This is a genomic window from Brevibacillus nigriterrae (assembly GCF_049846925.1).
Classification (GTDB): Bacteria; Bacillota; Bacilli; order Brevibacillales; family Brevibacillaceae; genus Brevibacillus_H.
Genome location: NZ_JBNCMT010000002.1, coordinates 95,615 through 120,812, shown reverse-complemented (window position 1 = coordinate 120,812; position 25,198 = coordinate 95,615). Strand labels below are relative to the sequence as shown.

At 45.5% G+C, this 25,198-nt stretch carries 22 protein-coding genes; 19 read left to right on the top strand and 3 right to left on the bottom strand.

The genetic code is table 11. The annotated features are described in order from the left end of the window. Window positions 1-63 precede the first annotated feature (63 nt). The 9 genes from ystJ (at window position 64) to ACPW7N_RS02275 (ending at window position 8,422) form a co-directional block, all read left to right on the top strand. On the top strand, window positions 64-1,311 hold the full coding sequence (gene ystJ / locus ACPW7N_RS02315) for an NADP-dependent malic enzyme (RefSeq protein ID WP_425649387.1): 1,248 nt from the start codon (window positions 64-66) through the stop codon (window positions 1,309-1,311). A gap of 35 nt (window positions 1,312-1,346) precedes the next feature. Then, window positions 1,347-2,018, top strand: a complete 672-nt coding sequence (locus ACPW7N_RS02310) for a FadR/GntR family transcriptional regulator (protein ID WP_425649386.1) — start codon at window positions 1,347-1,349, stop codon at window positions 2,016-2,018. Between the two features lie 358 nt (window positions 2,019-2,376). After that, a complete protein-coding gene (locus ACPW7N_RS02305; protein ID WP_425649385.1) occupies window positions 2,377-2,559 on the top strand; it encodes a glutamate decarboxylase in 183 nt (60 codons plus the stop codon). Between the two features lie 21 nt (window positions 2,560-2,580). Continuing rightward, on the top strand, window positions 2,581-3,501 hold the full coding sequence (gene accD, locus ACPW7N_RS02300) for an acetyl-CoA carboxylase, carboxyltransferase subunit beta (protein ID WP_425649384.1): 921 nt from the start codon (window positions 2,581-2,583) through the stop codon (window positions 3,499-3,501). Beyond that, on the top strand, window positions 3,491-4,447 hold the full coding sequence (gene accA, locus ACPW7N_RS02295) for an acetyl-CoA carboxylase carboxyl transferase subunit alpha (protein WP_425649383.1): 957 nt from the start codon (window positions 3,491-3,493) through the stop codon (window positions 4,445-4,447). Before accD ends, accA begins: the two co-directional genes overlap by 11 nt. 219 nt (window positions 4,448-4,666) lie before the next feature. Then, window positions 4,667-5,626, top strand: coding sequence for a 6-phosphofructokinase (gene pfkA / locus ACPW7N_RS02290; RefSeq protein WP_425649382.1), 960 nt, complete (start codon window positions 4,667-4,669; stop codon window positions 5,624-5,626). 38 nt (window positions 5,627-5,664) lie between these two features. Further along, the gene (pyk, locus tag ACPW7N_RS02285; RefSeq protein WP_425649381.1) at window positions 5,665-7,419 is read left to right on the top strand and encodes a pyruvate kinase; all 1,755 of its coding nucleotides are present in this window, start codon (window positions 5,665-5,667) and stop codon (window positions 7,417-7,419) included. Between the two features lie 142 nt (window positions 7,420-7,561). Beyond that, window positions 7,562-7,993, top strand: a complete 432-nt coding sequence (locus ACPW7N_RS02280) for an acyl-CoA thioesterase (RefSeq protein ID WP_425649487.1) — start codon at window positions 7,562-7,564, stop codon at window positions 7,991-7,993. Between the two features lie 33 nt (window positions 7,994-8,026). Beyond that, window positions 8,027-8,422, top strand: coding sequence for an FxsA family protein (locus ACPW7N_RS02275; protein ID WP_425649486.1), 396 nt, complete (start codon window positions 8,027-8,029; stop codon window positions 8,420-8,422). A gap of 29 nt (window positions 8,423-8,451) precedes the next feature. Here ACPW7N_RS02275 and ytvI read toward each other — a convergent pair whose 3' ends face one another. Continuing rightward, window positions 8,452-9,585: a sporulation integral membrane protein YtvI gene (ytvI, locus tag ACPW7N_RS02270; RefSeq protein ID WP_425649485.1), complete on the bottom strand. Its 1,134-nt coding sequence runs from the start codon at window positions 9,583-9,585 to the stop codon at window positions 8,452-8,454. Window positions 9,586-10,299: 714 nt separating this feature from the next. Between ytvI and citZ the strand changes: the two genes are divergently transcribed. The 9 genes from citZ to ACPW7N_RS02225 all read left to right on the top strand — a co-directional run bounded on the left by citZ (window position 10,300) and on the right by ACPW7N_RS02225 (window position 21,300). After that, complete coding sequence (gene citZ, locus ACPW7N_RS02265) at window positions 10,300-11,412, top strand: citrate synthase (RefSeq protein ID WP_425649380.1); 1,113 nt, start codon at window positions 10,300-10,302, stop codon at window positions 11,410-11,412. A gap of 219 nt (window positions 11,413-11,631) precedes the next feature. After that, window positions 11,632-12,915: an NADP-dependent isocitrate dehydrogenase gene (gene icd / locus ACPW7N_RS02260; RefSeq protein ID WP_425649379.1), complete on the top strand. Its 1,284-nt coding sequence runs from the start codon at window positions 11,632-11,634 to the stop codon at window positions 12,913-12,915. A gap of 64 nt (window positions 12,916-12,979) precedes the next feature. Continuing rightward, window positions 12,980-13,918 (top strand): malate dehydrogenase, encoded by a 939-nt coding sequence (gene mdh, locus ACPW7N_RS02255; RefSeq protein WP_425649378.1) that lies wholly within the window; start codon window positions 12,980-12,982, stop codon window positions 13,916-13,918. 182 nt (window positions 13,919-14,100) lie between these two features. Next, complete coding sequence (locus ACPW7N_RS02250) at window positions 14,101-14,586, top strand: hypothetical protein (RefSeq protein WP_425649377.1); 486 nt, start codon at window positions 14,101-14,103, stop codon at window positions 14,584-14,586. Between the two features lie 15 nt (window positions 14,587-14,601). Next, the gene (locus ACPW7N_RS02245; protein ID WP_425649376.1) at window positions 14,602-15,297 is read left to right on the top strand and encodes a winged helix-turn-helix domain-containing protein; all 696 of its coding nucleotides are present in this window, start codon (window positions 14,602-14,604) and stop codon (window positions 15,295-15,297) included. Between the two features lie 47 nt (window positions 15,298-15,344). Next, window positions 15,345-17,120, top strand: coding sequence for a two-component system histidine kinase PnpS (gene pnpS, locus ACPW7N_RS02240; protein WP_425649375.1), 1,776 nt, complete (start codon window positions 15,345-15,347; stop codon window positions 17,118-17,120). A gap of 153 nt (window positions 17,121-17,273) precedes the next feature. After that, a complete protein-coding gene (phoU, locus tag ACPW7N_RS02235; protein ID WP_425649374.1) occupies window positions 17,274-17,930 on the top strand; it encodes a phosphate signaling complex protein PhoU in 657 nt (218 codons plus the stop codon). Between the two features lie 238 nt (window positions 17,931-18,168). Then, window positions 18,169-20,295, top strand: coding sequence for an RNA degradosome polyphosphate kinase (locus ACPW7N_RS02230; RefSeq protein WP_425649373.1), 2,127 nt, complete (start codon window positions 18,169-18,171; stop codon window positions 20,293-20,295). A gap of 63 nt (window positions 20,296-20,358) precedes the next feature. Continuing rightward, complete coding sequence (locus ACPW7N_RS02225) at window positions 20,359-21,300, top strand: VanW family protein (protein ID WP_425649372.1); 942 nt, start codon at window positions 20,359-20,361, stop codon at window positions 21,298-21,300. A gap of 49 nt (window positions 21,301-21,349) precedes the next feature. Here ACPW7N_RS02225 and ACPW7N_RS02220 read toward each other — a convergent pair whose 3' ends face one another. Together ACPW7N_RS02220 and ACPW7N_RS02215 are read right to left on the bottom strand one after the other, a co-directional pair. Next, entirely contained in the window at window positions 21,350-21,484 is a 135-nt protein-coding gene (locus tag ACPW7N_RS02220) for a hypothetical protein (protein ID WP_425649371.1), read from the bottom strand. Beyond that, window positions 21,447-22,379, bottom strand: a complete 933-nt coding sequence (locus ACPW7N_RS02215) for a DMT family transporter (protein WP_425649370.1) — start codon at window positions 22,377-22,379, stop codon at window positions 21,447-21,449. The genes ACPW7N_RS02220 and ACPW7N_RS02215 overlap by 38 nt, the downstream gene beginning before the upstream one ends. 163 nt (window positions 22,380-22,542) lie before the next feature. Here ACPW7N_RS02215 and polA point away from each other — a divergent pair, with 163 nt between their 5' ends. Next, window positions 22,543-25,197: a DNA polymerase I gene (gene polA, locus ACPW7N_RS02210; protein ID WP_425649369.1), complete on the top strand. Its 2,655-nt coding sequence runs from the start codon at window positions 22,543-22,545 to the stop codon at window positions 25,195-25,197. The last annotated feature ends 1 nt before the right edge of the window (window position 25,198 follow it).

Sequence of the window (25,198 nt, the reverse complement as noted above, 5' to 3'; positions counted from 1 at the left end):
ACTTAAATTCAGTCATTTGAAAAACGTGAAGTCGTTTTTCACAAAATCAAAGGAGTGGGAATTGTGGCTAATTTACGTGAAGAAGCACTAGAACTACACAAAAAACATCAAGGAAAACTGGAGGCAGTCTCCAAGGTTCCTCTCCGAAATGCGCATGATTTAAGTCTTGCCTATTCACCGGGTGTTGCAGAACCATGCAAAGATATTTTTGACGACCCAACAAAAGTGTATGAGTATACCATCAAAGGAAACCTGGTCGCTGTAGTCAGTGACGGTACTGCCGTTCTTGGATTAGGCAACATTGGACCAGAAGCAGCAATGCCGGTAATGGAAGGTAAAGCGCTTCTGTTTAAAGCGTTTGCTGGAGTGGATGCATTCCCGATCTGCCTGAACACGACTGATATTGACAAAATTGTTGAGACAGTAAAATTGCTTGAACCAACATTTGGTGGCGTAAACCTGGAGGACATTGCTGCTCCTGCGTGCTTCGAAATTGAAGAGCGCCTGAAAAAAGAAGCGAACATTCCTGTTTTCCATGATGATCAGCATGGTACAGCGATTGTAACAGCGGCTGGATTAATCAATGCACTCAAAATCATCAAAAAAGAAATCAGCGAAATTCGTGTAGTCGTAAATGGTGCGGGTGCAGCAGGTATTGCGATTATTAAATTGTTGATGAGCATGGGTGTCAAAGACATTATCATGTGCGATACCAAAGGGATTGTGTACGAAGGTCGCCCATACGGTATGAACCCTGTGAAAGAAAAAGTAGCTGCGGTGACAAATCAAGGCAAAATCACTGGCGACTTGAAAGATGCGATGGTGGGAGCTGACGTATTCGTTGGTGTATCCGTAGCAGGTGCAGTCACACAAGAAATGGTGAAATCCATGAACCGCGATGCCATCATCTTTGCCATGGCTAACCCAGTTCCAGAGATCATGCCAAGCGAAGCGAAAGAAGCGGGTGCAGCCGTTATCGGTACTGGACGTTCCGACTTCCCGAACCAGGTTAACAACGTTCTTGCATTCCCTGGAATTTTCCGTGGTGCGCTTGATACGTATGCAACCACGATCAATGAAGAGATGAAAGTTGCTGCTGTTTATGCCATCGCTAGTCTGGTTAGCGAGCAAGAGTTGAATACGGATTTTGTTATCCCTTCACCTTTTGACCCTCGTGTAGCACCAAAAGTTGCTGCAGCAGTTGCCAAAGCAGCTATGGATACAGGGGTAGCACGCAAACAAGTTGATCCAGAGGCAGTTCGTCTCAAAACAGAACAACTTGCAGCGATTGGTTACCAACAACAATCATAGATTCACCCGACGTTCGCAGTAAGGGGGGAAAGGGTATGCTCGACTCTTCACAAGAACGCAAAGCATACGAAGGAATTCTATTACAAATTCATGAGATCATGCAGCGTGACAACTTGCGACCGGGTGACAAACTTCCTTCCGAACGCGAGCTTTCCGAATTGCTAGGAGCAGGTCGTTCATCTGTTCGTGAGGCACTTCGGGCACTTGAGTTACTCGGGTTAATTGAGACACGCAGAGGCGAAGGCACGTTCCTCAAGCACTACAGGCAAAACCGGCTGATTGATATTCTCGGGTATTTTATCCTGCGTGATTCCAAGACCAAAAAGGACCTTGTGGAAATGCGCAAAATACTCGAGATTGAAGCCGTCCGATTAGCTTGCAAACGTGCAACAGCCAAGCATTTTGATGAGATGAACAGGATATTGGAATTGTCCTGGGAGCGGGTGGAGCAAGGCGAAATTCCTACGGAGGAAGATTACGAATTTCACCGTGTCATCTGCCGTTCGAGCCGCAACTCCGTCCTCCATCGCATCTGGGCACCAATTATCGAATATAGTGAGGGTGTTCGCAGCAGTTCCCTTTCAAGGGAAGGACGCGTCCGTGTCGCTCTGGAAGAGCATCGGGAGATTATGTTCGCCATCCGTGAAGGAGACGAGGAGGCAGCGGTTGCACACATGCGAGCGCACCTAGAAAACTCGAAGGCATAAGGAAGCGCCCCACAGGACGTGGTAGTGTCGACGTTCCAACAGGACGTTGGTGTATTTAGTCGACCTCGCAACTTCGGCGCCTCGATCTGCTTGCCCCTGTTTTCCTCCTTTTTAAACACATATTTGATTGGAAGGTTTAAAAAGTCCGGAAACAAGGAACGTAAAGTATAAAAAATCCAGTATCAACTGTAAAACCAAGCAGGAATTATCGGTCAGATGTCTAAATTTATAAAGTCCGTGAACATTACCAATTCTCCCTTTTAAATAGCAAGCTACCCGTTTGCGACAACATTCTGCACTGTGATATGATGATGCAGATTACAGTGAGACTGGTTGAAGGAAAGAGGAGGAAGCCATCATGTGGACTGTCATCTACATAGCTCCTAGCGCCAAAATAGCAGAACGAATTCAGCAGCGCTTGACAGATGAAGGATTCCTGGTGAAGGTTCGTGAAGCAAGAGTTTCCAAGCAATACGAGATTCTTGTGCCCGAGAGTGAGCTTCATGAAGTTCAAGAGGTACTCAGCACGATCCTTCACTGAACATTAATGTGAGGTGTTACTGTGCTTAAAGATCTTTTTGGTAAGAAGCGTAAATTCGCTACCATTCCAACTGAAAATGTAGGGCGTCCTCCTGTTCAGGAAGCAAGAGTACAACGAGATTTGAGTGAGCCCAAGGAAGTTCCAGAAGGTCTTATGCATAAATGTTCTCATTGCGGAACAATTCATTATTCCAAAGACCTCGAGAAGAACCTGCGTGTTTGTCGCGGCTGCAACCATCATTTTGCTATGTCGGCACCCGAAAGAATTCAATCCTTGTTGGACGACGGTCGTCTGACAGAGGAATTCGATACAAATCTCATCTCATCCAACCCCCTTCAATTCCCTGGATATGAAGAAAAGCTGGAGAAAGACAGAGAAGCAACCAACCTCAATGAAGCCATTGTCACAGGAGAAGGTACCTTGAACGGAAACCGGGTTATCCTCGGTGTGATGGATGCCAGATTCCGTATGGCCAGTATGGGGTCGGTTGTTGGGGAAAAAATTACGAGAGCGATTGAACAAGCAATTGAGCGAAAGCTGCCGTTTATCTTGTTCTCCGCATCTGGTGGGGCACGTATGCAAGAAGGCGTGCTCAGTTTGATGCAAATGGCAAAAACCAGCGCTGCGCTGGCAAAGCTCGAACAAGAAAAGCTGCTGTTTATTTCTGTGTTAACGAACCCAACCACTGGTGGGGTTTCTGCGAGCTTTGCTTCTTTGGGTGATTACAACATTGGTGAGCCGGGCGCGTTAATCGGTTTTGCAGGTAGACGAATCATTGAACAGACCATTCGCCAGGAGCTTCCGAAAGACTTCCAAACCGCTGAGTTCCTGCTCAAACATGGTCAACTCGACATGGTCGTGCATCGTAAGGATATGCGTGATACATTAGGTAAAATTGTGGAGATGCACACAGTTCGGGAGGTAATAGAACATGGCGGGTGAATTGCAGTTTGAGAGACCGCTAGTCGAATTGCAGGATAAAATTAAAGAATTGAGACGTTTCACTGAGGAGAAGGGCATTGATTTTTCTGATGAAGTAGCCCGTCTGGAGCGAAAAGCGAAAGATTTGGCAGAGCAGATCTACGGCAACCTTACTCCGTGGCAACGGGTACAAATTGCTCGTCATCCAGAACGTCCAACCACAATTGATTATATTCAGCGCATTTTTACTGACTTTATCGAAGTACACGGGGATCGTCTCTACGGTGACGATGCAGCAATCGTTGGTGGTATTGCCAGATTGGACGGAATTCCTGTTACGGTGATTGGCCATCAAAAAGGGAAAGACACCAAGGAAAACATTATTCGCAACTTCGGATCGCCACATCCGGAGGGATATCGCAAAGCACTGCGCCTTATGCAGCAAGCCGACAAGTTTAACCGCCCGATTATCTGCTTTATTAATACGATGGGCGCCTACCCAGGAAAAGCGGCAGAAGAACGAGGTCAAAGCGAAGCGATTGCCCGCAATCTAAGAGAAATGGCTGGCTTCGGGGTACCGATTCTTTGTGTTGTTACTGGGGAAGGCGGATCTGGTGGAGCCCTTGCTTTAGGTGTGGGTAACCGTATTTTTATGTTAGAGAATTCCATCTACTCGGTCATATCGCCAGAAGGGGCAGCAGCCCTGCTTTGGAAAGATTCCAGCCTTGCCATGAGAGCGGCGGAAACGATGAAAATTACGGCTCCTGATCTAAAAGAGTTAGGCATCATTGATGGCGTCATTGAAGAACCATTTGGTGGAGCTCATCGGGACGTAGCTTCACAAGCGGCATCTGTGAAACAGGTATTAGTATCTGGATTGCAAGAGCTGATGGCTATGAATCGGGATGAATTAGTACAGGATCGTTACAATAAGTTCAAACAAATCGGTGAGTACGCTTCTCTGTAATACAGAGGGGCTTTTTTTTCTCTTTTTTCATGGACTGAAATCTGCTACAATCGTAGTCGTACCAAGGGTTGGAGCGTTTTGTAAAAGTGTGGCACAATACAATCGATGAGTATAACAGAAAATTTGAAATGATTATAACAGTATGGCTCAAGCCGAATTTATTACATACTGTTAGCGTTTCAAGCCATGCTAAAAAGAGAAAATAAAGAGGTGAGAGAAATGAAAAAAATGGCTGTTCTTACAAGTGGGGGCGATGCACCGGGAATGAACGCTGCGGTTCGTGCAGCAGTTCGTCGAGCTGTTTACCACGGTGTCCAAATGTTTGGAGTATATCATGGGTATGACGGTTTAATTCGAGGCGATATTAAAGAAATGACGCTCGGCTCGGTGGGTGACATCATCCATCGAGGGGGAACGATCCTTTATACAGCACGGAGTGAAGAATTCAGGACGGATGAAGGCCAACGAAAGGCAGTTGAGCAATTACGTGATCACGGCATCGAGGGATTAATTGTCATCGGCGGCGACGGTTCCTTCCGAGGAGCACAGAAATTAACCCAAAAAGGATTCCCGACCATCGGCGTTCCGGGAACCATCGACAATGACATCCCGTGCACTGATTTTACGATTGGTTTTGATACGGCATTGAATACGATTGTTGAGGCAATTGACAAGATCAGGGACACCGCTACTTCACATGAACGCACCTATATTATCGAGGTAATGGGGCGTGATGCAGGTGATTTGGCTTTGTGGGCAGGACTTGCAGCAGGAGCCGAATCGATCATTATTCCTGAAGCGGACCAGGATAAAGATGACATCATTGAACGTTTGCATGCCGGTCATCGCCGTGGCAAAAAACATTCGATTATTATTGTTGCTGAAGGAGTAGGAAGTGCTGCTCAGTATGCTGATATCATCAAGCAACGGACAGGTTGGGAAACAAGAGTAACGGTACTTGGACATATCCAGCGCGGCGGTTCACCGACTGCTTTTGATCGAATGCTGGCGAGTCGCATGGGAGCAGCAGCAGTAGACCTGTTGCTGGAAGGCAAGGCTGATCGCATGGTGGGAATCTCCAACAATCAGATCGTCGATGTTGATATTGATGAGGCGCTCAGTAAGAAACACACTCTCGATCTATCCGTTTACCAACTGGCTCGTACACTGTCCATTTAGGAAATAAAAAATAGCGATATCACTGGGAGGTAACTCATTTGTTACGGAAGTCAAAAATTGTATGTACGATCGGTCCTGCAAGTGAAACACTAGAAGGGCTCCAAAAGCTGATTGATGCAGGCATGAATGTTGCACGTCTTAATTTTTCCCATGGATCGCATGAGGAACACGCCGCACGAATCAAAAGTATTCGCGAGGCTTGCCAAGTTACTGGAAAACACATTGCGGTCCTTCTGGACACCAAAGGCCCGGAAATTCGCACAGGTACACTCGCAACCGATTCCGTTGAGTTGGAGGAGAATCAACGTCTTGTCTTGACGACAGAAGAAGTGGCGGGAACCGTGGATCGTGTCTCCATTACATATAAGGATTTGCCGCAAGATGTTCAGGTCGGCAGTACAATCCTTATCGATGACGGATTGATCGGCCTCACGGTTGAACAGATCGAAGGTACGGAAATCGTTTGCCTTATCAAAAATGGCGGAACCCTCAAGAGTAAAAAAGGTGTCAACGTTCCAGGAGTAAAAATTAAGCTGCCTGGTATTACCGAAAAAGATGCGGCAGACATCGAATTTGGCATTCAGCAAAACGTAGATTTCATTGCTGCATCCTTTGTGCGGAAAGCTTCCGATATTTTGGAAATCCGTGAAATTCTCGAACGCCATCAGGCAAAGATTGACATTATTGCTAAAATTGAGAATCAGGAAGGCGTAGACAACGCCGATGAGATTCTTGCGGTTGCAGATGGACTGATGGTTGCACGTGGAGATTTGGGTGTAGAGATTCCAGTAGAAGAAGTGCCGATGGTGCAAAAACACCTGATCGACAAATGCAATCAGTTGGGCAAGCCTGTCATTACAGCAACGCAAATGCTTGATTCCATGCAACGCAACCCTCGACCAACTCGTGCCGAAGCAAGTGACGTAGCAAATGCCATCTTTGACGGAACGGACGCCATCATGCTGTCTGGTGAAACGGCTGCGGGTAAATATCCAACGGAATCTGTCGAAACGATGAATCGCATTGCTGTGCGTGCTGAACAAGAGTTGAATTATCGTGAAATCCTGAACACCCATGCGATGCGTACACAAATCTCGATTACGGATGCCATTGCACAAGCAGTTGCCAACGCAGCACTTGATCTGGGTGCGGCAGCGATTATCACGGCAACGGAAAGCGGTCATACCGCTCGGATGGTGGCAAAATATCGTCCAAAAGCGCCTATCGTCGCAGTAACACCGCATGAGAGTGTATTGCGTCGAATGGCTTTGGTAAACGGGGTATATCCAGTCATCGGGCCGCTTGCAGAAACGACAGATGAAATGTTGGAAATCTCCGTGCAGCAGGCATTACAGGCAGGGCTGGTTCGTCATGGTGACCTGGTTATTATTACGGCAGGAGTACCTGTAAGAGAAACGGGTACAACCAACCTGATGAAGGTGCATGTCATCGGGGACATCATTGCCAAAGGTCAAGGAATCGGTCGCAAAGTAGTTACCGGAAAAGTCATTGTAGCCAAGACGGCAGAAGAAGCCAATGAAAAAATGGAAGATGGAGCAATTCTTGTTTCCTTTGGCACCGATTCCGAAATGATTGAATCATTCAAGCGTGCTGGTGCCGTTATCACCGAAGAGGGCGGACTTACTTCGCACGCTGCGATTGTAGGACTGAACCTCAATGTTCCGGTGATCGTCGGTGTGGAAAGAGCGACAAGTGTACTGAAAGAGGGAGCAATTGTCACAGTTGATTCAGAAAGAGGACACATTTATACCGGATTGACGCGCGTATTGTAATAGTGAGAAGTACCCACAGAGCAGATTGCCTTTCTGATGAGAAGGTGGTCTGCTCTTACTCTTTTTCCGCCATTTCCTTATCCTATGGTAAAATATAGACAGCATGTACGCCGTAGGGAGTGGATATCCAGTGAGTGAAAAAATGTATCGATCAACACAATTTCGCGTTCGGTATGCGGAGACAGACCAAATGGGAGTTGTGTACCATACGAATTATTTGAATTGGTTCGAAATTGGACGAACTGAATTGATCAGACAGCTTGGTTTCTCTTACCGATCATTGGAGGAACAGGGAGTATTATTGCCAGTTACTGACGCCTCAATCTCCTTCAAATCACCTGCCCGCTATGACGATCTGGTGGAGGTCAGGGTAACCATCAGTGAGCTTACACCGCTCAGGCTCCATTTCAAATATGAGATTTATCGTGCGGAGGATGAGACTCTCCTGGTTTTCGGGCAAACTCATCATGTATTCACCAACGCTGCTCTTCGACCCATCCGCCTGCAAAAGAATAATCCCGAAGTTTATTTGTGCTTGGAAACCGAATTTCAGCGTACACGTATTACTGAGTAGGACTGTCATTATTCGTACAAGGGTGTGATCGATCTGTTCCGAATTCTACTGCTTTTGTTTATCATCGTGCCAGCGATTGAATTATGGGGGTTAATCTCGGTTGGTAAGATTATTGGCGGATGGTTTACTGTCGCCCTTGTCATCCTTACCGGACTGGTTGGAGCATGGCTTGCAAAATATCAGGGAATGCAGGTACTCAGAAATTTTCAAATGGAATTGTCACGTGGACAAATGCCGACGGATTCCATTTTGGATGGAATTTGTGTGTTGGTGGGCGGCGTATTATTGCTGACACCAGGTTTTGTAACCGATGTATTCGGTGTCATCTTGCTCCTTCCCTATACACGCCTCATTTTGCGTCACTTCCTGAAAAAATGGCTGTGGCATCTGATTTCAACCGGAAAAATTAACTTTATCTACAGAAGATAAAATACATTTCAGGAAACCAAAAACCCCATTCACGGCGAATGGGGTTTTCCTTTGATAAACTTCCATATATCTTCCAGAATGCGGGCTCGGATAAACGCATTGATCATTACCAGCGAAACAGGGCCGATAACTAAACCGAGGAAGCCAAACAGCTTTAATCCGACGAACAGGGCAATCAGGGTAAGCAAGGGATCAAGTCCGACATTGTCAGCAAGTACTTTGGGTTCCATGATTTGACGGAACACAATAACGACGCCATACAGGATCGACAGCCCGATTACCAGCGAATATTTCCCCTTAAAGAAGAGATAAATAATCCATGGAATAAATACAGTCCCCGTGCCCAGATAAGGCAATAAATCCACGACGCCTGTTAGCAAGCCGATTGTAATCGCATAGTCAACTCGCAAAATGAGCAGCCCGACAATGACGATGGCTGCGGTCAGTGAGATCAGGGTGAGTTGAGCTTTGACAAAACCAAGTAGAGCTATACGCAAGTCCTTGATAATATCGTCAAGTCTGCGGTTTACTCCGGTTGGCAGGAATGCCTGTACACGCTTTTTCCAGAGGTTGTAATCCTTGCTAATGAAGAAAGCTCCCAGCAAAGCGATGACCGTCACGGTTGCCAGATTAGGCAATGATACCAACAGGTTTTTCACACCTTGCAAGAAACTTACGATGATCAGTTGCCCTGTTTGAGAAATGGATCGCAGCGTATTACCAACGTTCTCTGTAATGGATTGTCTGTATTCTTCATCTAATTGAGCATAAAAGAAAGCAAAGCGATTATACATGCCAATTAGGAAATCCTGACTGATTGTCCGATGTAAATATTGGGTTAATTCATTCGCAAACGTCGGCAAAAGAGTAATCAGGTGTCCAATTTCCACCACAGTCTCGGTAATAATCAGAGTGACAACTCCGCCGAGTAATCCAAGCAAGAGCAACAGCGAAATCAAAACCGCCAACCATCTCGGTAAACGCCCTTTGGTTGACAGAAAGGTAACGGGACGATTGACGAGAATGGCAATGATTAATGCAATTAGAAATGGGAACAGTAATGGTGTCAGGAATTGGATTAGGTAAATGCTCACTAACACAATCAAGATAACGAAGAGAAAACGAGAGATTTGAAAGATGCGTGTTAATAGCTGCAGCAACATTTCTTGCAAATAATACCACCCTCTCACTGATTGAGAAAAAACGACATCAAAAACCGGCTTCGCAGATGATAAGTGAAAAACGTCTCGACGTTTTTCATAAAAATTTAAATCATGGGAGCAAAGCGACCATCAAAAAACAGCTATGCAGATGATTAGTGAAAAACGACTCGACGTTTTTCATAAAAATTTAAATCATGGACGCAGAGCGGCCATCAAAAACCGGCTTCGCAGATGATTAGTGAAAAACGTCTCGACGTTTTTCATAAAAATTTAATCATGGACGCAGAGCGACCATCAAAAAACTGCTGCGCAGTTTTTTGTAACCTTATTGTAACTATTATGCAGTAGTCTTAGGTACATAAGCAAGAAATGCGATTTTTGTAACCATTTGTACAAAAAACATTCACAAAATCGTAAATTTCTTTTATAATATTGTCGAATTATGGTTTAATCTTTCTCTTTATTGCCACGAGAAAGAGAACACATCGATTATGATGGTTCTCCTGCCTTGATGCACAAAAAGGTGTCTCTCGCTTTCATCCCTTCTTCCACCTCAAAGTGCGTGTTCAAAAAGAATCCTTTTTTGAACATCCTCTTACAGATGAACTAACGATGGATGCCTTTACTGAGCGTAATACTTTCTACTGGTGGTAAAAGGAAGATGGCCTCACAACTTAATAGAGAGACCATTTTACGGAAAAGGAGAGAGTTCTTATGACAGCAACTCGAGGATTGGAAGGGGTCGTCGCAGCCCAATCATCCATCTGTTCCATTGTAGATGGGGTACTTAGCTATGGTGGTATTGATGTTGATGAATTGGCCGAAAACGCTACCTTCGAAGAAGTAGTGTATTTACTGTGGCATGGGGCGCTACCGAAGCGTGATCAGCTGGAAGCCTTAAAAAAGGAGTTAGGTGCAAACGCAGCAGTACCGCAAGAGGTAATTGACAGCATTCGTACTTACCCTAAAGGCGTTCATCCGATGGCGGCTCTACGCACAGCTGTCTCTTCGCTAGCTCTCTACGACGCAGAAACGCAAGACATGTCTTCTGAAGCAAACTACCGCAAGGCAATCCGTTTGGTAGCACAAACTCCTACAATCATTGCCGCTTTCGAGCGCATCCGCAAAGGTCTGGAAGTTGTTCAACCAAATCCAAGCTTCACAGTTGCACAGAATTTCCTCTACATGTTGACTGGTCAAGAGCCTTCAGCAACGGCTGTACGAGCTTTTGATACCGCTCTCATTTTGCACGCTGACCATGAATTCAACGCTTCTACTTTTGCAGCACGTGTAACGGTTGCAACGTTGACAGACATGTATTCCGGCGTAGTATCTGCGATCGGAACACTCAAAGGTCCTCTTCATGGCGGGGCAAACGAAGCTGTTGCCAAAATGCTCCAAGAAATTGGCTCCTATGATCGCGTAGAGTCCTACGTACGTGAAGCACTTGACAACAAAGTGAAAATCATGGGCTTTGGTCACCGTGTATACAAAGACGGAGATCCTCGTGCGAAGTGGCTGCGTCAAATGTCTAAAGAGCTGACTAAGCAAATTGGACGTGAAGAATTGTATCTGATGTCCACTAAAATCGATGAAATGGTTACAAGCGAAAAAGGATTGAAACCAAACGTTGACTTCTATTCCGCTTCTGTATACATTTCACTCGGCCTTGAAAGCGATTTGTTTACTCCGATTTTCGCAATCAGCCGTATGTCTGGCTGGACTGCACACATTATGGAACAATACGAAAACAACCGTCTAATCCGCCCTCGCGCTGATTACACTGGTCCTGTAAACAAGCATTTTGTTCCAATCGATCAACGATAATCTAGCCCTTGGGTCAAATGTGGTGAACTACCATCATGACGGGTATACTACTCGTTCATATGGTAGTTCTCCCTGTGTATGCTAGCTGATTTCTTGAAAATTCGGAAAATGAAATTTCATTATTTCGACAAAAATTCCTTTTACCACCTTTTCAACGAATATTGATACATGTAAACTCAAAAGTGGAAACTTAAACATTAATAGTCTGGAGTGATTTCTTTGTTCAAGAACCTGTCCCTACCAACATCTGGTGAAAAAGTAACAGTAGAAAACGGTAAATTAGTTGTTCCTAACAACCCAATTATTCCTTTCATTGAAGGTGACGGTACTGGCCCAGATATCTGGAATGCTTCTGTTCGCGCTTTGGATGCTGCTGTAGAAAAAGCATACAACGGTGAGAAGAAAATCGCTTGGTTCGAAGTATTTGCTGGCGAGAAAGCATTCAATCAATTTGGTGAATGGCTTCCACAAGATACACTGACTGCAATCAATGAGTACTTGATCGCAATCAAAGGTCCTTTGACTACTCCAGTTGGCGGCGGTATCCGCTCGATCAACGTTGCTCTTCGTCAAGAGTTAGACTTATATGCTTGCGTACGTCCTGTTCAATATTTCGAAGGTGTTCCATCCCCTGTAAAACACCCTGAGTTGACTGATATGACCATTTTCCGTGAGAACACAGAAGACATCTACGCAGGTGTAGAGTGGGCTGAAGGTTCTGCAGAAGTGAAAAAAATTATCGACTTCTTGCAAAATGAAATGGGCGTTAAGAAAATCCGTTTCCCTGAGACTTCTGGTATCGGTATCAAGCCTGTTTCTAAAGATGGTACGGAGCGCTTGGTTCGTGCAGCGATTGAGTACGCTATTGACAATAAACGCAAATCCGTTACCCTCGTACATAAAGGGAACATCATGAAATTTACAGAAGGTGCGTTCAAAAGCTGGGGTTACGCAGTGGCTGAAGCAGAATACGGAGATAAAGTATTCACATGGGCACAATACGATCGCATCAAAGCTGAAGGCGGAGACGCTGACAAAGCACAAAAAGAAGCAGAAGCAGCTGGCAAAATCATCGTGAAAGATGTTATCGCAGATGCGTTCTTGCAACAAATCTTGACTCGTCCAGCTGAGTACGATGTAGTAGCTACTCTTAACCTGAACGGTGACTACATCTCTGACGCATTGGCTGCTCAAGTAGGCGGTATCGGTATCGCTCCTGGTGCAAACATCAACTACTTGACAGGACATGCTATTTTCGAAGCAACTCATGGTACTGCTCCGAAATACGCTGGTCTTGACAAAGTGAACCCTTCTTCTGTTATTCTTTCTGGTGAAATGATGCTCCGTCACCTTGGCTGGAACGAAGCGGCTGACCTGATCATCAACTCCATGGAAAAAACGATCTCACAAAAAGAAGTAACATACGATTTCGCTCGTCTAATGGAGGGCGCAACTGAATTGAAATGCTCCGAGTTCGCAGACGCTCTCATTAAAAATATGTAATAGATAAAGCATCGCTATTGATAAAGCCTCGCTTTATCCATTAACTTTCCGGAGGGGAAATACCATGGCATTCACTCGTAAGAAAATTGCTGTTATCGGCAGCGGCTTCACTGGTGCAACAACTGCATTCATTCTTGCACAAAAAGAGTTGGGCGACATCGTGCTCGTTGACATCCCGCAATTAGAGAACCCAACAAAAGGAAAAGCACTTGATATGGAAGAATCGTCTCCTGTATTAGGCTTTGACGCTCGAATTAAGGGTACATCGAACTACGAAGACATCCAAGGTGCTGATATGGTTATCATCACTGCAGGTATCGCTCGTAAGCCTGGTATGTCCCGTGATGACTTGGTTAACACAAATGCTGGAATCATGCGCTCAGTAGCAGAGCAAGTAAAAACACATGCTCCGAACTCCATTGTACTTGTTCTCTCTAACCCTGTTGATGCTATGACTTACACGTTCTTCAAAACTTCCGGGTTCCCGAAAGAGCGCGTAATCGGTCAATCTGGTGTACTCGATACAGCTCGCTTCCGTACGTTCGTTGCGCAAGAATTGAACGTATCTGTTGAAGATGTAACTGGTTTCGTATTGGGTGGCCACGGGGATGACATGGTTCCACTTGTTCGTTACTCTTACGCTGGTGGTATCCCTCTCGAGAAGTTAATTCCACAAGATCGTTTGGATGCAATCGTTGAGCGCACCCGCAAAGGTGGCGGCGAAATCGTCAGCCTGCTTGGTAACGGCTCTGCTTACTATGCTCCAGCCGCTTCTCTTGTGCAAATGGCAGAAGCAATCTTGAAAGACAAAAAACGCATTTTACCTTCTATCGCTTACTTGGAAGGCGAATATGGCTACAGCGATTTGTACCTTGGCGTACCTACTCTCTTGGGTGCAAACGGCATCGAGAAAGTGTACGAACTCGAACTGCTTCCAGAAGAAAAAGTAGCGTTGGACAAATCTGCTGATGCAGTGCGCAACGTAATGAAGGTTCTCGTATAAATACGAAAATAATGTGAGGCGTCCCTTTTGTGAGGGGCGCCTTTTTTTCCTGAGCACACTATACAAATTCTTAACGGAAAAAAAACTTGTCACTATTTGTACGTTCTGGCAGACTTATACTAGGTAAGAATACTAGACTTGCATACACTAGGGATAGGGATGGAGAGAAAGGGGTCTTATTGGTGAGACAGCTAGAGAGAACAGGACGATACCTGCTATTATTTATTTTCATATTGGTTTTAGTAAGCGGATGCAGCTTGCAAGCTAGTCCTGAAGAAGTGGCACAAGCGAAGAAAGATTTTATTACAATGATTGACGATCTCAATAATGAAGCACCAAACGGAATCAAAGTGCTGCAGGAAATCCGTGACATGTACACGAAAGGTGAAATCAAACGCACCAAAGTTCAAAACACAATCTTGAATGGAATGGATATCAACGACAGAATTAAGGACGACATCGTTTCAGCGGGGATTCCACAAGAGATGGAACCAATTCGGGAAAGACTGATGACCGCTCTGGCCAAACGGAAAGACGGATATCAAATGTTGTTTGATGCTTACGATTTTAATGATCCTAGCCGTGAACCAGCTGCTGATGCAAAGATACAGGAAGCAATACAGGATTTCGTACAAATCCAGAAGGATGTAGCTCCATATCGTCAATAGGAGGAACTAAGAACCGTGACCAAAATTTTAGTTGTCGATGACGAAATCTCAATTTCCAAGTTGCTTCAATTTAATTTGGAAAAAGCCGGATATGAGTGCATTATGGCGCATGATGGTGCGCAGGCACTGGAGATGGCAAGGCAGGAAAAGCCGGATTTTATTATCCTGGATTTGATGCTGCCCAAAATTGATGGAATGGATGTTTGCAAAGCTTTGCGTCAGGAGCGAATCCAGACTCCCATCCTCATTTTGACAGCCAAAGACGATGAACTCGATAAAATTCTCGGGCTGGAGCTAGGGGCGGATGATTACATTACGAAACCGTTCAGCCCTCGTGAAGTGGTTGCCCGTGTGAAAGCAATTTTGCGACGGATTCATGCCATTCCACAGCTTACGGCTGAGGATGACAGTGTACTGATTCAGTTTGGACAAATTCGTCTCTACCCGGAGAAGTATGAAGTTTACCGGGGGGATGACAAAGTAGAGCTTACTCCCAAAGAATTTGAACTCTTGCAGCACCTTGCTTCCCATCAGGGGAGGGTTCTGACACGGGATCAATTGTTGAATGCCGTATGGAATTACGACTTCATTGGAGATTCTCGCATCGTGGATGTCCATATCAGTCATTTGCGTGAAAAGCTGGAAGAAGACACAAAAAATCCACGCTACATCAAAACCGTTCGTGGACTCGGTTATAAGCTGGAAGGGTAAGCTTACTTGCACCTGTGATAGCACAACGATTTGCTAGGAGGACACTTATGTACCGATTTCGCTTAAAGTTGAATCTTACTATACTCGGCCTTATTTCGGGCGTTCTCCTGTTAATGGGTATTTATTTTGCCAAAGTGTTGGAACAGTCGTATATGGAAACCCTCTCTGATTTATTAAACAAAGAGGCTCAATTGGTTTCGGAAGCGGTTCACGCTCCCGAAATTTTTTATAATCAGAGTGCTTTGCAGGAGCGGGTTCTCCGTTTTGCCCAGACGACCGAAGCCAGGCTTACGATTATCAACAACCAAGGCGGTGTGCTTCTGGACACCAATACCGATGCTGGACATATGAAAAATCACAGTGACCGTCCAGAATTTATTGCCGCATTGCAAGGCAACAGGGGAGAGGCCATTCGCTATAGTACCACATTAGGATTTGACATGATGTATATAGCAGTTCCCGTGATCCAGGATGGTAGGGTTGTGGGGGCTGTCAGGTCTGCGATGTCTGTGGAAAACATTGTGCAAGCGATTCATCAGATGTGGTACAGTCTGGCGACGGGGCTGTTGATCACACTGATTATCAGCTCGTTGGTAAGTGCACGAATTGCCCATGGCATCACGAGGCCCATTGAAGAAATCACCAGAGTGGCCCAGAGTATTACCCAGCGTCAGTATCAGAGTCGTGTCAAATTAAAAGCGAGTGATGAAATCGGGCAATTATCGGATGCGATTAACTTCATGGCATCCAGTTTGGAACAGCAAATGTATGAAATCTCCGAAAATCAGCAACGACTGTCCGGGGTACTCATCAACATGGTGAGCGGGGTTTTGTTCGTCTCCGAGCATCGCCGCATCATGCTTGTGAATCCAGCAGTCGAGCATCTGCTCGGCACTAGCAAGAGCGAGCTGGTCGGGAAACTTCACATTGAGGCTGGACGCAATTTCGGTCTTAGTCAGTATATTGACAAGTGTATTGATACAGGGGAAAGAGTTCGTCAAGAGGTGCATATTTACTATCCGGTCGAGCGAATCCTTGATGTCAATATTGCACCGTACATCAATGTCAGAGGGGAGGCCAAAGGGGTCGTTACTGTCCTTCACGACATTACAGAGATTCGACGGCTAGAAAAAATACGCAGTGAGTTCGTGGCGAATGTCTCCCATGAACTGCGAACACCGATTACCTCGATCAAAGGATTTACAGAAACACTGCTCGATGGAGCCATGCAGGACGAAGAATTATGCCGCAACTTTCTTCAAATTATTTATGACGAAAGTGAACGCTTGCATCGCCTCATCGTCGAAATTCTGGATTTGTCCAAAATCGAACAGAAGCGGTTGTCCCTGACACCTGCCCAGGTGAATGTGACACAGCTTGTAGAGGAAGTTGTGATACTCGTACAGGAACATATCATGAGAAAGAAGCATACCATTCTTCTGCCGCCTTGTGAGCCAATCGTGATTACGACAGACAAGGATTGTCTCCAGCAAATCCTGCTTAATCTCGTAGCCAACGCAGTGGCATACACACCTGAGGGTGGGCGTATCAGTCTGGAAATTAACAAACAGGATAAGAATATCCTCATCTCTGTGCACGATACAGGAATAGGCATTCCAGAAGCGGATCTGGCTCGCATTTTTGAACGGTTTTACCGAGTGGATAAAGCAAGATCAAGGGATTCTGGAGGTACTGGGCTGGGGCTTGCGATCGTCAAGCACCTGTGTGAGACCTTGCATGGTCGAATTGCCGTTCAGAGTGTAGAGGGAGAAGGGTCTACCTTCACTGTGACGATTCCCGTTACGATGACAGACTACCGTTAAGACGTGCTAAATCTTTACAAAAAGATAACATTTTATTAAAGAGGGGTACATATAAACCTTGTAAGATTGGTTACTATTGAAGGATTTATATGTATTCTTTGTAGAAAAAGCACATCGTTAGGGAGTTGTCATCAATGGGAGGGGGCATAAAACATGGCTAGGCATACGTTTGAAGTACAAGTAGACAGTCTTCATCGAAAACTTCTTTCAATGGGCGCTCTTGTCGAGGAAGCGATCCACAAAGCAATGAAAAGCTTGGTTGATCGCAATGCAGGGCTTGCTGAAGAGGTAATCAGCCACGACCAGGTAATCAATCAATTGGAACAAGAAATCGAGACAGGGTGCATGCAGGTAATTGCCTTGCAACAGCCGGTTGGCTCTGACCTACGGAGACTGGGAACCATGCTCAAACTGGTTACTGATCTGGAGCGGATGGGTGATCATGCCGTTGCCATTGCAAAAACAACTAGACGCTTGATGAGTGAACCGTATCCAAAACCGTTGATTGACTTGCCTGAAATGGCGAATCACGTAAAGGCAATGGTGCGAGACAGTTTGAATGCGTATGTTGCGAAGGATCAGCAACTGGCTGAGGAAGTTGCGATTCGTGATGATATTGTTGATAAATTGTACGCAAAGATCTTTTCTGATCTGATTAATCTGATGTCCAAACAGCAATCAGTCATCTCACAAGGTACTCATTTGTTGCTGGTTGCTCAATATTTGGAGCGGATTGCGGATCATGTCACGAATATTTGTGAACGGATCATCTATCTGGATACAGGCAAATTAACGGACCTAAACAAATAAACGGTCATGACCGTTTATTTGCTGACCGCGAGCGGTCACATCAACCTTCATGAAAAACGTCGAGACGTTTTTCACAGAAAAAGTGGATGTTCAAAAAGAGAAAAATAGGCTAACCGTTACGGGGACGCCTATTTTGTGTTACTTTACCGTTTTTTTTGTTTGATCCCAAATCGGGATTGGGTATTATAAAGAATAAGGTAGGACAAACAAGGTACGGGTCAAAAAGGGGGAGAACCCGGTGGAAGAAAGAGATCTTCTTCATCCGGACTATTTTATTAACCGGGAACTAAGTTGGTTAGCGTTCAATGCTCGTGTATTGGAAGAAGCACTTGATGAATCAAATCCTGTGATGGAACGCTTAAAGTTCCTGGCAATTGTTTCATCGAATTTGGATGAGTTTTTCATGGTTCGGGTAGCTGGATTAAAAGATCAGGTAAAAGCCAATTTCAGCAAGCCGAACTCATCGGGTCATACAGCCAAAGAACAGCTACGAATGATTAATTCCCGGGCTCATCAAATGGTAGAGAGACAGTATCAGCTCTTCAATGAAGAAATCTTACCGTTACTCTCAAAAGAGGGCATTTATTTCTTACGTGCAGAAGACTTGTCAGCTGAACAGGAAGCCTTTTTGAGCAATTATTTTGATTATCATATTTATCCGGTACTGACACCACTCGCTGTTGACCAGAGCAGGCCGTTTCCTCTGTTGCTCAATAAAAGTCTGAATCTGGCCGTCATGCTTGAGCGAAAGAAAGCAAAATCGAGCAAAAAAGTATTTGCCGTTGTTCAGGTTCCTTCGGTTCTATCTCGGTATATTGAGCTTCCTGGTGAACGAGGTCGAGATTTCATCCTTCTGGAGGATGTCATCAAGATGTACAGCAATCGCCTGTTCAAAGGGAATGAGGTTTGCTCCGTATATCCATTCCGCATCACTCGTAATGCAGACATGACGCTGGATGAAGAGGGCGCAGAGGATTTGCTGAAAGAAATCGAAAAAGAGTTGAAGAAGCGAAAATGGGGAGCTGCCATCCGTTTAGAGATAGACGGCAGAATGGATTCCGATGTACGCCTGATCCTGCAAGAGGCAATGGAAATTCATCCACGGGATATCTATGCGATCAATGGGCCGCTTGATTTGACCAAATTTATGAGCTTTACACAACTTTCTGGATACGATCATTTACGAAACGAAACGAATGTTCCACAGCCACCTGCTGATTTAATTGGAGAGGACGATATTTACGAGGCGATTGCCGAGCGTGATATTATGGTTCACTTGCCTTTTGAATCGTTCGACTGTGTTGTTGACTTTGTTACCAAAGCAGCAGAAGATCCGAATGTGCTGGCAATCAAACAGACTTTGTATCGAGTCAGTGGTGATTCACCCATTGTAAAGGCCTTGGCTATGGCTGCCGAGAATGGCAAGCAGGTAACGGTACTTGTGGAACTGAAGGCACGGTTTGACGAAGAAAACAACATTCATTGGGCAAGACAGCTCGAAAAGTCAGGATGCCAGGTCATCTACGGACTGGTTGGTCTGAAAACCCATTGCAAAATCACACTGGTTGTGCGAAAAGAAGGCGATGATATTCGCCGATATGTGCATTTAAGTACGGGAAATTACAACAACAGCACCGCACGCCTGTATACGGACATTGGGATTTTCACAAGCAATTCGGACTTTGGGGTCGATGCATCGGCATTATTCAATGATTTATCCGGTTATTCCGAACCACCAGAGTGGCGTAAGCTGGAGGCCGCACCCAAAGGACTTCGACGCAAGTTCCGTGAGATGATCCGTCGTGAAATCGAAAAGCATACACCTGACAATCCTGGAAGAATCATCGCCAAAATGAACTCGTTAACAGATGAAAAGATCATTGCCACGCTGTATGAGGCGTCATGTGCAGGGGTGCAGATTGATCTGATCGTCCGGGGCATTTGTTGTCTTCGACCGGGAATTCCGGGAGTCAGTGAAAATATTCAAGTACGAAGCATCATTGACCGCTTTTTGGAACATAGTCGCATCTTCTATTTTGGCAACGGTGGAAAGCCGGAAGTCTATTTATCAAGTGCAGACTGGATGACGCGAAATCTTGATCGCCGGGTAGAGCTTCTCTTCCCGATCGAAAAGGCTGATCTGGTGAGAAGGGTTACAGATATCCTGCATGTGTATTTACGGGACAACACCAAATCGAGATTGCTTGATTCCACGGGAACCTATCATCGGATTTTGCCCAAAGCGGGAGAAGAACGAGTAAACAGCCAAACGCGTTTTGTGGAGCAAGTTTTGCAGGTAGTCGAACAAAAACGAATGGAAAAATTCGCAGCACCATACAAGCCAGCAGAAGAGTGGGTCATGTAGCCCACTCTTTTCTTATTTTTTCTGCTTTCAATGCTCATACTAATGCGGGAGGTGATACCTGATATGATTGGATTGTTGGCTTCTGCGTTACTTCTTTTAGCACAACCTGCTATACCGGAAAATGAGTGGTTGCGAATCGAATTCCAGGGAGAAACCGCAGCGCAATTGCAGCGAAGCGATATTACGATGCCTGAACTTGGAATGCCTCATATCAATGATCTCCAACTGAATATATGGATAAATGAGGTGAGCAGAAAGCTTTCGTTAGAGCCTCGTAATGCAGTGATAGAGGAAAACGGACGAATTATTGCCGAGCAAAAGGGCAGAAGAATAATGACGGAAAAGCTGCAGTCTGCGGTTATGGATTATTACCTGGGTCAGGGAAACAGAATCGTTCAGGCTCCGGTTGTAACGGTTAATCCCAAAGTCGATAAGCAATTATTGCAGCTCTTATCAGCAAAGCGCATTGGCTATTATGTCACCTATTATAAATCGTTTAATGTGAATCGATCTCATAATATTGACTTGGCAACAAAAGCCCTCAACAGCTATGTTGTGTTTCCAGGAGAGACGTTTTCGTTTAACCAGGCAGTAGGCAAACGGACAGTCGCCAAAGGATACAAACCAGCAAAAATTATTGTCAGAGGCGAGTACTCAGAAGGGATCGGCGGGGGGATCTGCCAGGTATCATCCACGCTTTTTAATGCTGTTGATCGGGCAGGGCTCAAAATCGTCAATCGTTATTCTCATAGCAGAGAGGTTCCGTATGTACCACCAGGCCGTGATGCTACGGTGAGCTGGGGAGGGCCAGACTTCCGCTTCCGCAACGAGTACCCCTACCCGATATTGATTCGGGCAAGTTCACATCATGGGCAAATGCTCGTCACCATTTACTCTTTTACCGAGCTGGAGTATGAACCACGAATGGTGCCAAGCGCTTCAAAAGTCATTCCTGAAGAGGAAGAAATCGAACTATCTGGAGAAATCAGGAATACAGTAGAGTAAGAAAAAAGAGGCGAGAGTTGTTGCTCCCGCCTCTTTCTTATGGTATTTTTTACAGTTTCGAAATCCAGTATATGACTCTGCCGACAATGTAGCCGATCACGATAACCCAGCCAATTTTTCCCCAGACACTTAATCCTTTGATGTATTCACGAATTGTTTTGCGCTTCGGTGGCCACTGATCCATTCGACGTGTCTCCTTTCGTAGGTACGTTGTAACGAATAAACAGGTAGATACCTGCAAGGATGATGGCACCACCAATATACTGAGGAATTGTCACGATTTCACCGAGGATGAAGTAGGCCAGGATGGAAGTCCCGATTGGTTCACCCAAAATGCTCATCGAGATCGTGGAGGTGTTCAACCATTTGATTACCCAGTTGAAAATGGTGTGGCCCAAGAGCGTAGGAATCAATGCGAGACAAAAGAACCAGCCCCAGTCGCTCCACGGATATCCAACCAGAGGATACGCCATAACCAGGTCGTAGATCAACAAGAATATACTGCAAGTGCTATACACCAAAAGAGTATAAGTAAGCATCGTAATTTCCTTGCGGATGTGTTGGCCAATCAGCCAGTACGCAGTTACTGTACCCGCACCTAACAGAGCGAGGATATCACCGAATAAAGCGTCTCCTCCAACCTGGAAGTCCCCCCATCCGATAACGAAGCTCCCCAGAATGGCGATCAATCCCCCGACAATCCCAAGGAAACTGACCTTTTCCTTGAAAAAGAAATAGCCTCCGACGAATGCAAACAGTGGTTGGAGCGTAACGAGAACGGTAGAGCTTGCTACAGAAGTAAAACGAAGTGATTCGAACCACAGCACGAAATGGCTTGCCAGGAAAAGTCCCGATAAACTGATCAACATCCACTGCTTCCAGTTCAGACGACCAATTTCAGGGAAGACTCCTTTGGAAAAAAAGAGAAAGGGAATCGTCAACAGAACAGAAAAAATGAGTCGATAGGTGGCGATAATTGCAGGTGGTGCTGATGCCAATTTCACGAAAATCGCTGAGGTAGATACAGCGAGTACTCCGATGAGCAGTGCCAGATAAGGTGGTAGTATTGGTCTGTCCATATCAACTGATGTCCTCCACGTTTGACTGAAAATTATTTATATTTGTCTATTGTACATACCTTTTGTCGAAACCTCAATTCTTATGATGCATTTGCCATTTTGCTACGGCAGACAAGCCTATGGTATGATGGAAGTTAGCGAAAGTAAGAGAGGGAGCGGAACCATGAGCCATTTTATATTGATTGACGGTAACAGTATTGCCAATCGTGCGTTTTACGCATTGCCTCTTTTGTCCACCAAACAAGGATTACATACGAATGCCGTTTTAGGCTTTACCACCATGCTGTTAAAGGTCATTGAGGAAATGAAACCCACTCATCTGCTGGTTGCATTTGATGCAGGCAAGATTGTGTTTCGTCATGCAGAATTTACCGAATACAAAGGGAAGCGTACCAAAACTCCACCTGAACTGTCGGAGCAATTTCCGCTGATTCGGGAGCTGTTGGATTCTTTCTCCATTCAGCGTTTTGAGCTGGAAGGATATGAAGCGGACGATATTATTGGAACGATGACGCTGCGAGCAGAGCAAAACGGCTGGAAAACGACTGTAATCACGGGAGACAAAGACATGCTCCAGCTTGTTTCCGACCAGGTGAACGTAGCCCTTACCCGCAAAGGCGTAAGTGAAATTGAACTATATACAACGCAGGAAATTCAGGAGAAGTATGGCCTGACACCGCTGCAAATTATCGATCTCAAGGGCTTGATGGGTGATACCTCTGACAATATTCCAGGGGTTCCCGGTGTCGGCGAGAAAACGGCGCTCAAGCTTCTGCATGAGTATGGCTCTGTAGAGGAAGTGTTGGCTAATGTTGAAAACATCTCGGGCAAGAAGCTGCAAGAAAATCTCAGAGGGAATGTCGAACAGGCAAAACTAAGCAAGTCACTGGCGACCATTTTGCGAGATGCACCGGTAGAAGTTGACCCGAAAGATGCTGAATACACAGGTTATAACGGGCAAGCGCTGGTGGAGTTTTTCAAACGAATGGAATTCAAGTCACTCATTTCAAAAATCAAAGTTGATACAGTGAGCGCGGACGGAACGGGGGAGCAGAAAGAAGAGGTTGCCTTTTCCTTCGACGTAGTAGAGAGTGAGCACATCACTGCATTTACAGAAAAATTAACTTCGCCGATGGCTCTCTATGTTGAGTTTGACGGGACTAACTACCACCATTCTCCTTTGTTAGGCTTTGGTCTTGCCAATGAATCGCAATCGTTCTTTGTGCCATATGAAGTGGCGAAGGAATGGGCTGAATTCAAGACATGGCTTTCTAATCCAGCACAGGAAAAGTGGGTATTCGATGGAAAGCGTGATTACGTCGGCCTGAACTGGCACGGATTTACGATTGAAGGAATCTCCTTTGACGGTTATTTGGCTTCGTATCTCCTGAATGCTACAGAAAGTGACCCTGCCTTGCATGACGTTGCCGCACAATATGCCTCTGTACAAGTCGCATCGGATGATGATTTGTATGGAAAAGGTGCCAAACGGATGATTCCGGAAATGGCACTGGTAAGTGAGCACGTGGCTCGTAAGGCAAAAGCAGTCTGGGAGAGCGTCTTTGTGATGAAAGAGCAGATGAACGAGCAGCAGCTTGGCGATTTGCTTTCCCAAATCGAAGAACCGCTCAGTCTGGTATTGGCGAAAATGGAATTTACCGGGGTCAAGGTAGATGGCGAGCGACTGAACGAAATGGGCGTGTCTCTTGATCAGCAATTAGAGGAACTGACCCAAAAAATCCATACCCTGGCCGGACAAGAGTTTAACATCAATTCGCCAAAGCAACTTGGTGAAATCTTGTATGAAAAACTCGATCTGCCTGTTCTCAAGAAGACCAAGACAGGTCCATCAACCAGTGCCGATGTATTGGAAAAACTGGCACCGTACCACCCGATTATTGATACGATTTTGCACTTCAGACAGCTAGGGAAGCTGCGTTCCACCTATATTGAAGGTTTATTGAAAGAAATTCATCCGAAAACGAGCAAAATCCATACGCTGTTCAATCAAGCAACGACGGCGACAGGGCGTCTCAGCAGCACAGAGCCTAACTTGCAAAACATCCCGATCCGTCTAGAGGAAGGGCGCAAAATACGAGAGGCGTTCATTCCGTCAGAACAAGGCTGGTACATGCTGGCAGCAGACTATTCACAGATCGAACTGCGTATCCTGGCGCATATTTCCCAAGACGAGAACCTGATCGATGCTTTCCAAAAAGGCATGGACATTCATACGAGAACAGCCATGGATGTTTTTGGAGTGAATGAACAGGACGTAACTTCACTCATGCGCCGTCAGGCAAAGGCCGTCAACTTCGGAATTGTCTATGGGATCAGCGACTATGGTCTGTCGCAAAACCTGAATATTACACGGAAAGACGCAGGGGAGTTCATCAATCGATATTTTGATGTTTTCTCTGGCGTCAAGCGATATATGGAAGTCATTGTGGAGCAGGCCAAGAAAGATGGTTATGTGACCACCTTACTGCATCGCAGACGCTATCTGCCAGACATTCGCAGCAGCAATTTCAATTTGCGCTCCTTTGCAGAAAGAACAGCGATGAATACACCGATTCAAGGGACTGCTGCAGACATTATCAAGCTTGCGATGATCCGTATGATGGAGCGATTGGAACAGGAGAAACTGAGAAGTCGCATGCTTTTACAGGTACACGATGAATTGGTGTTTGAGGTTCCCGAAGACGAGCTTGCGATCATGCAGCGAATCGTTCCGGAAGTAATGGAGCAAGCCTTACAACTAGACGTGCCGCTCAAAGTGGACGTTCATTATGGACGCACTTGGTACGACGCCAAATAGG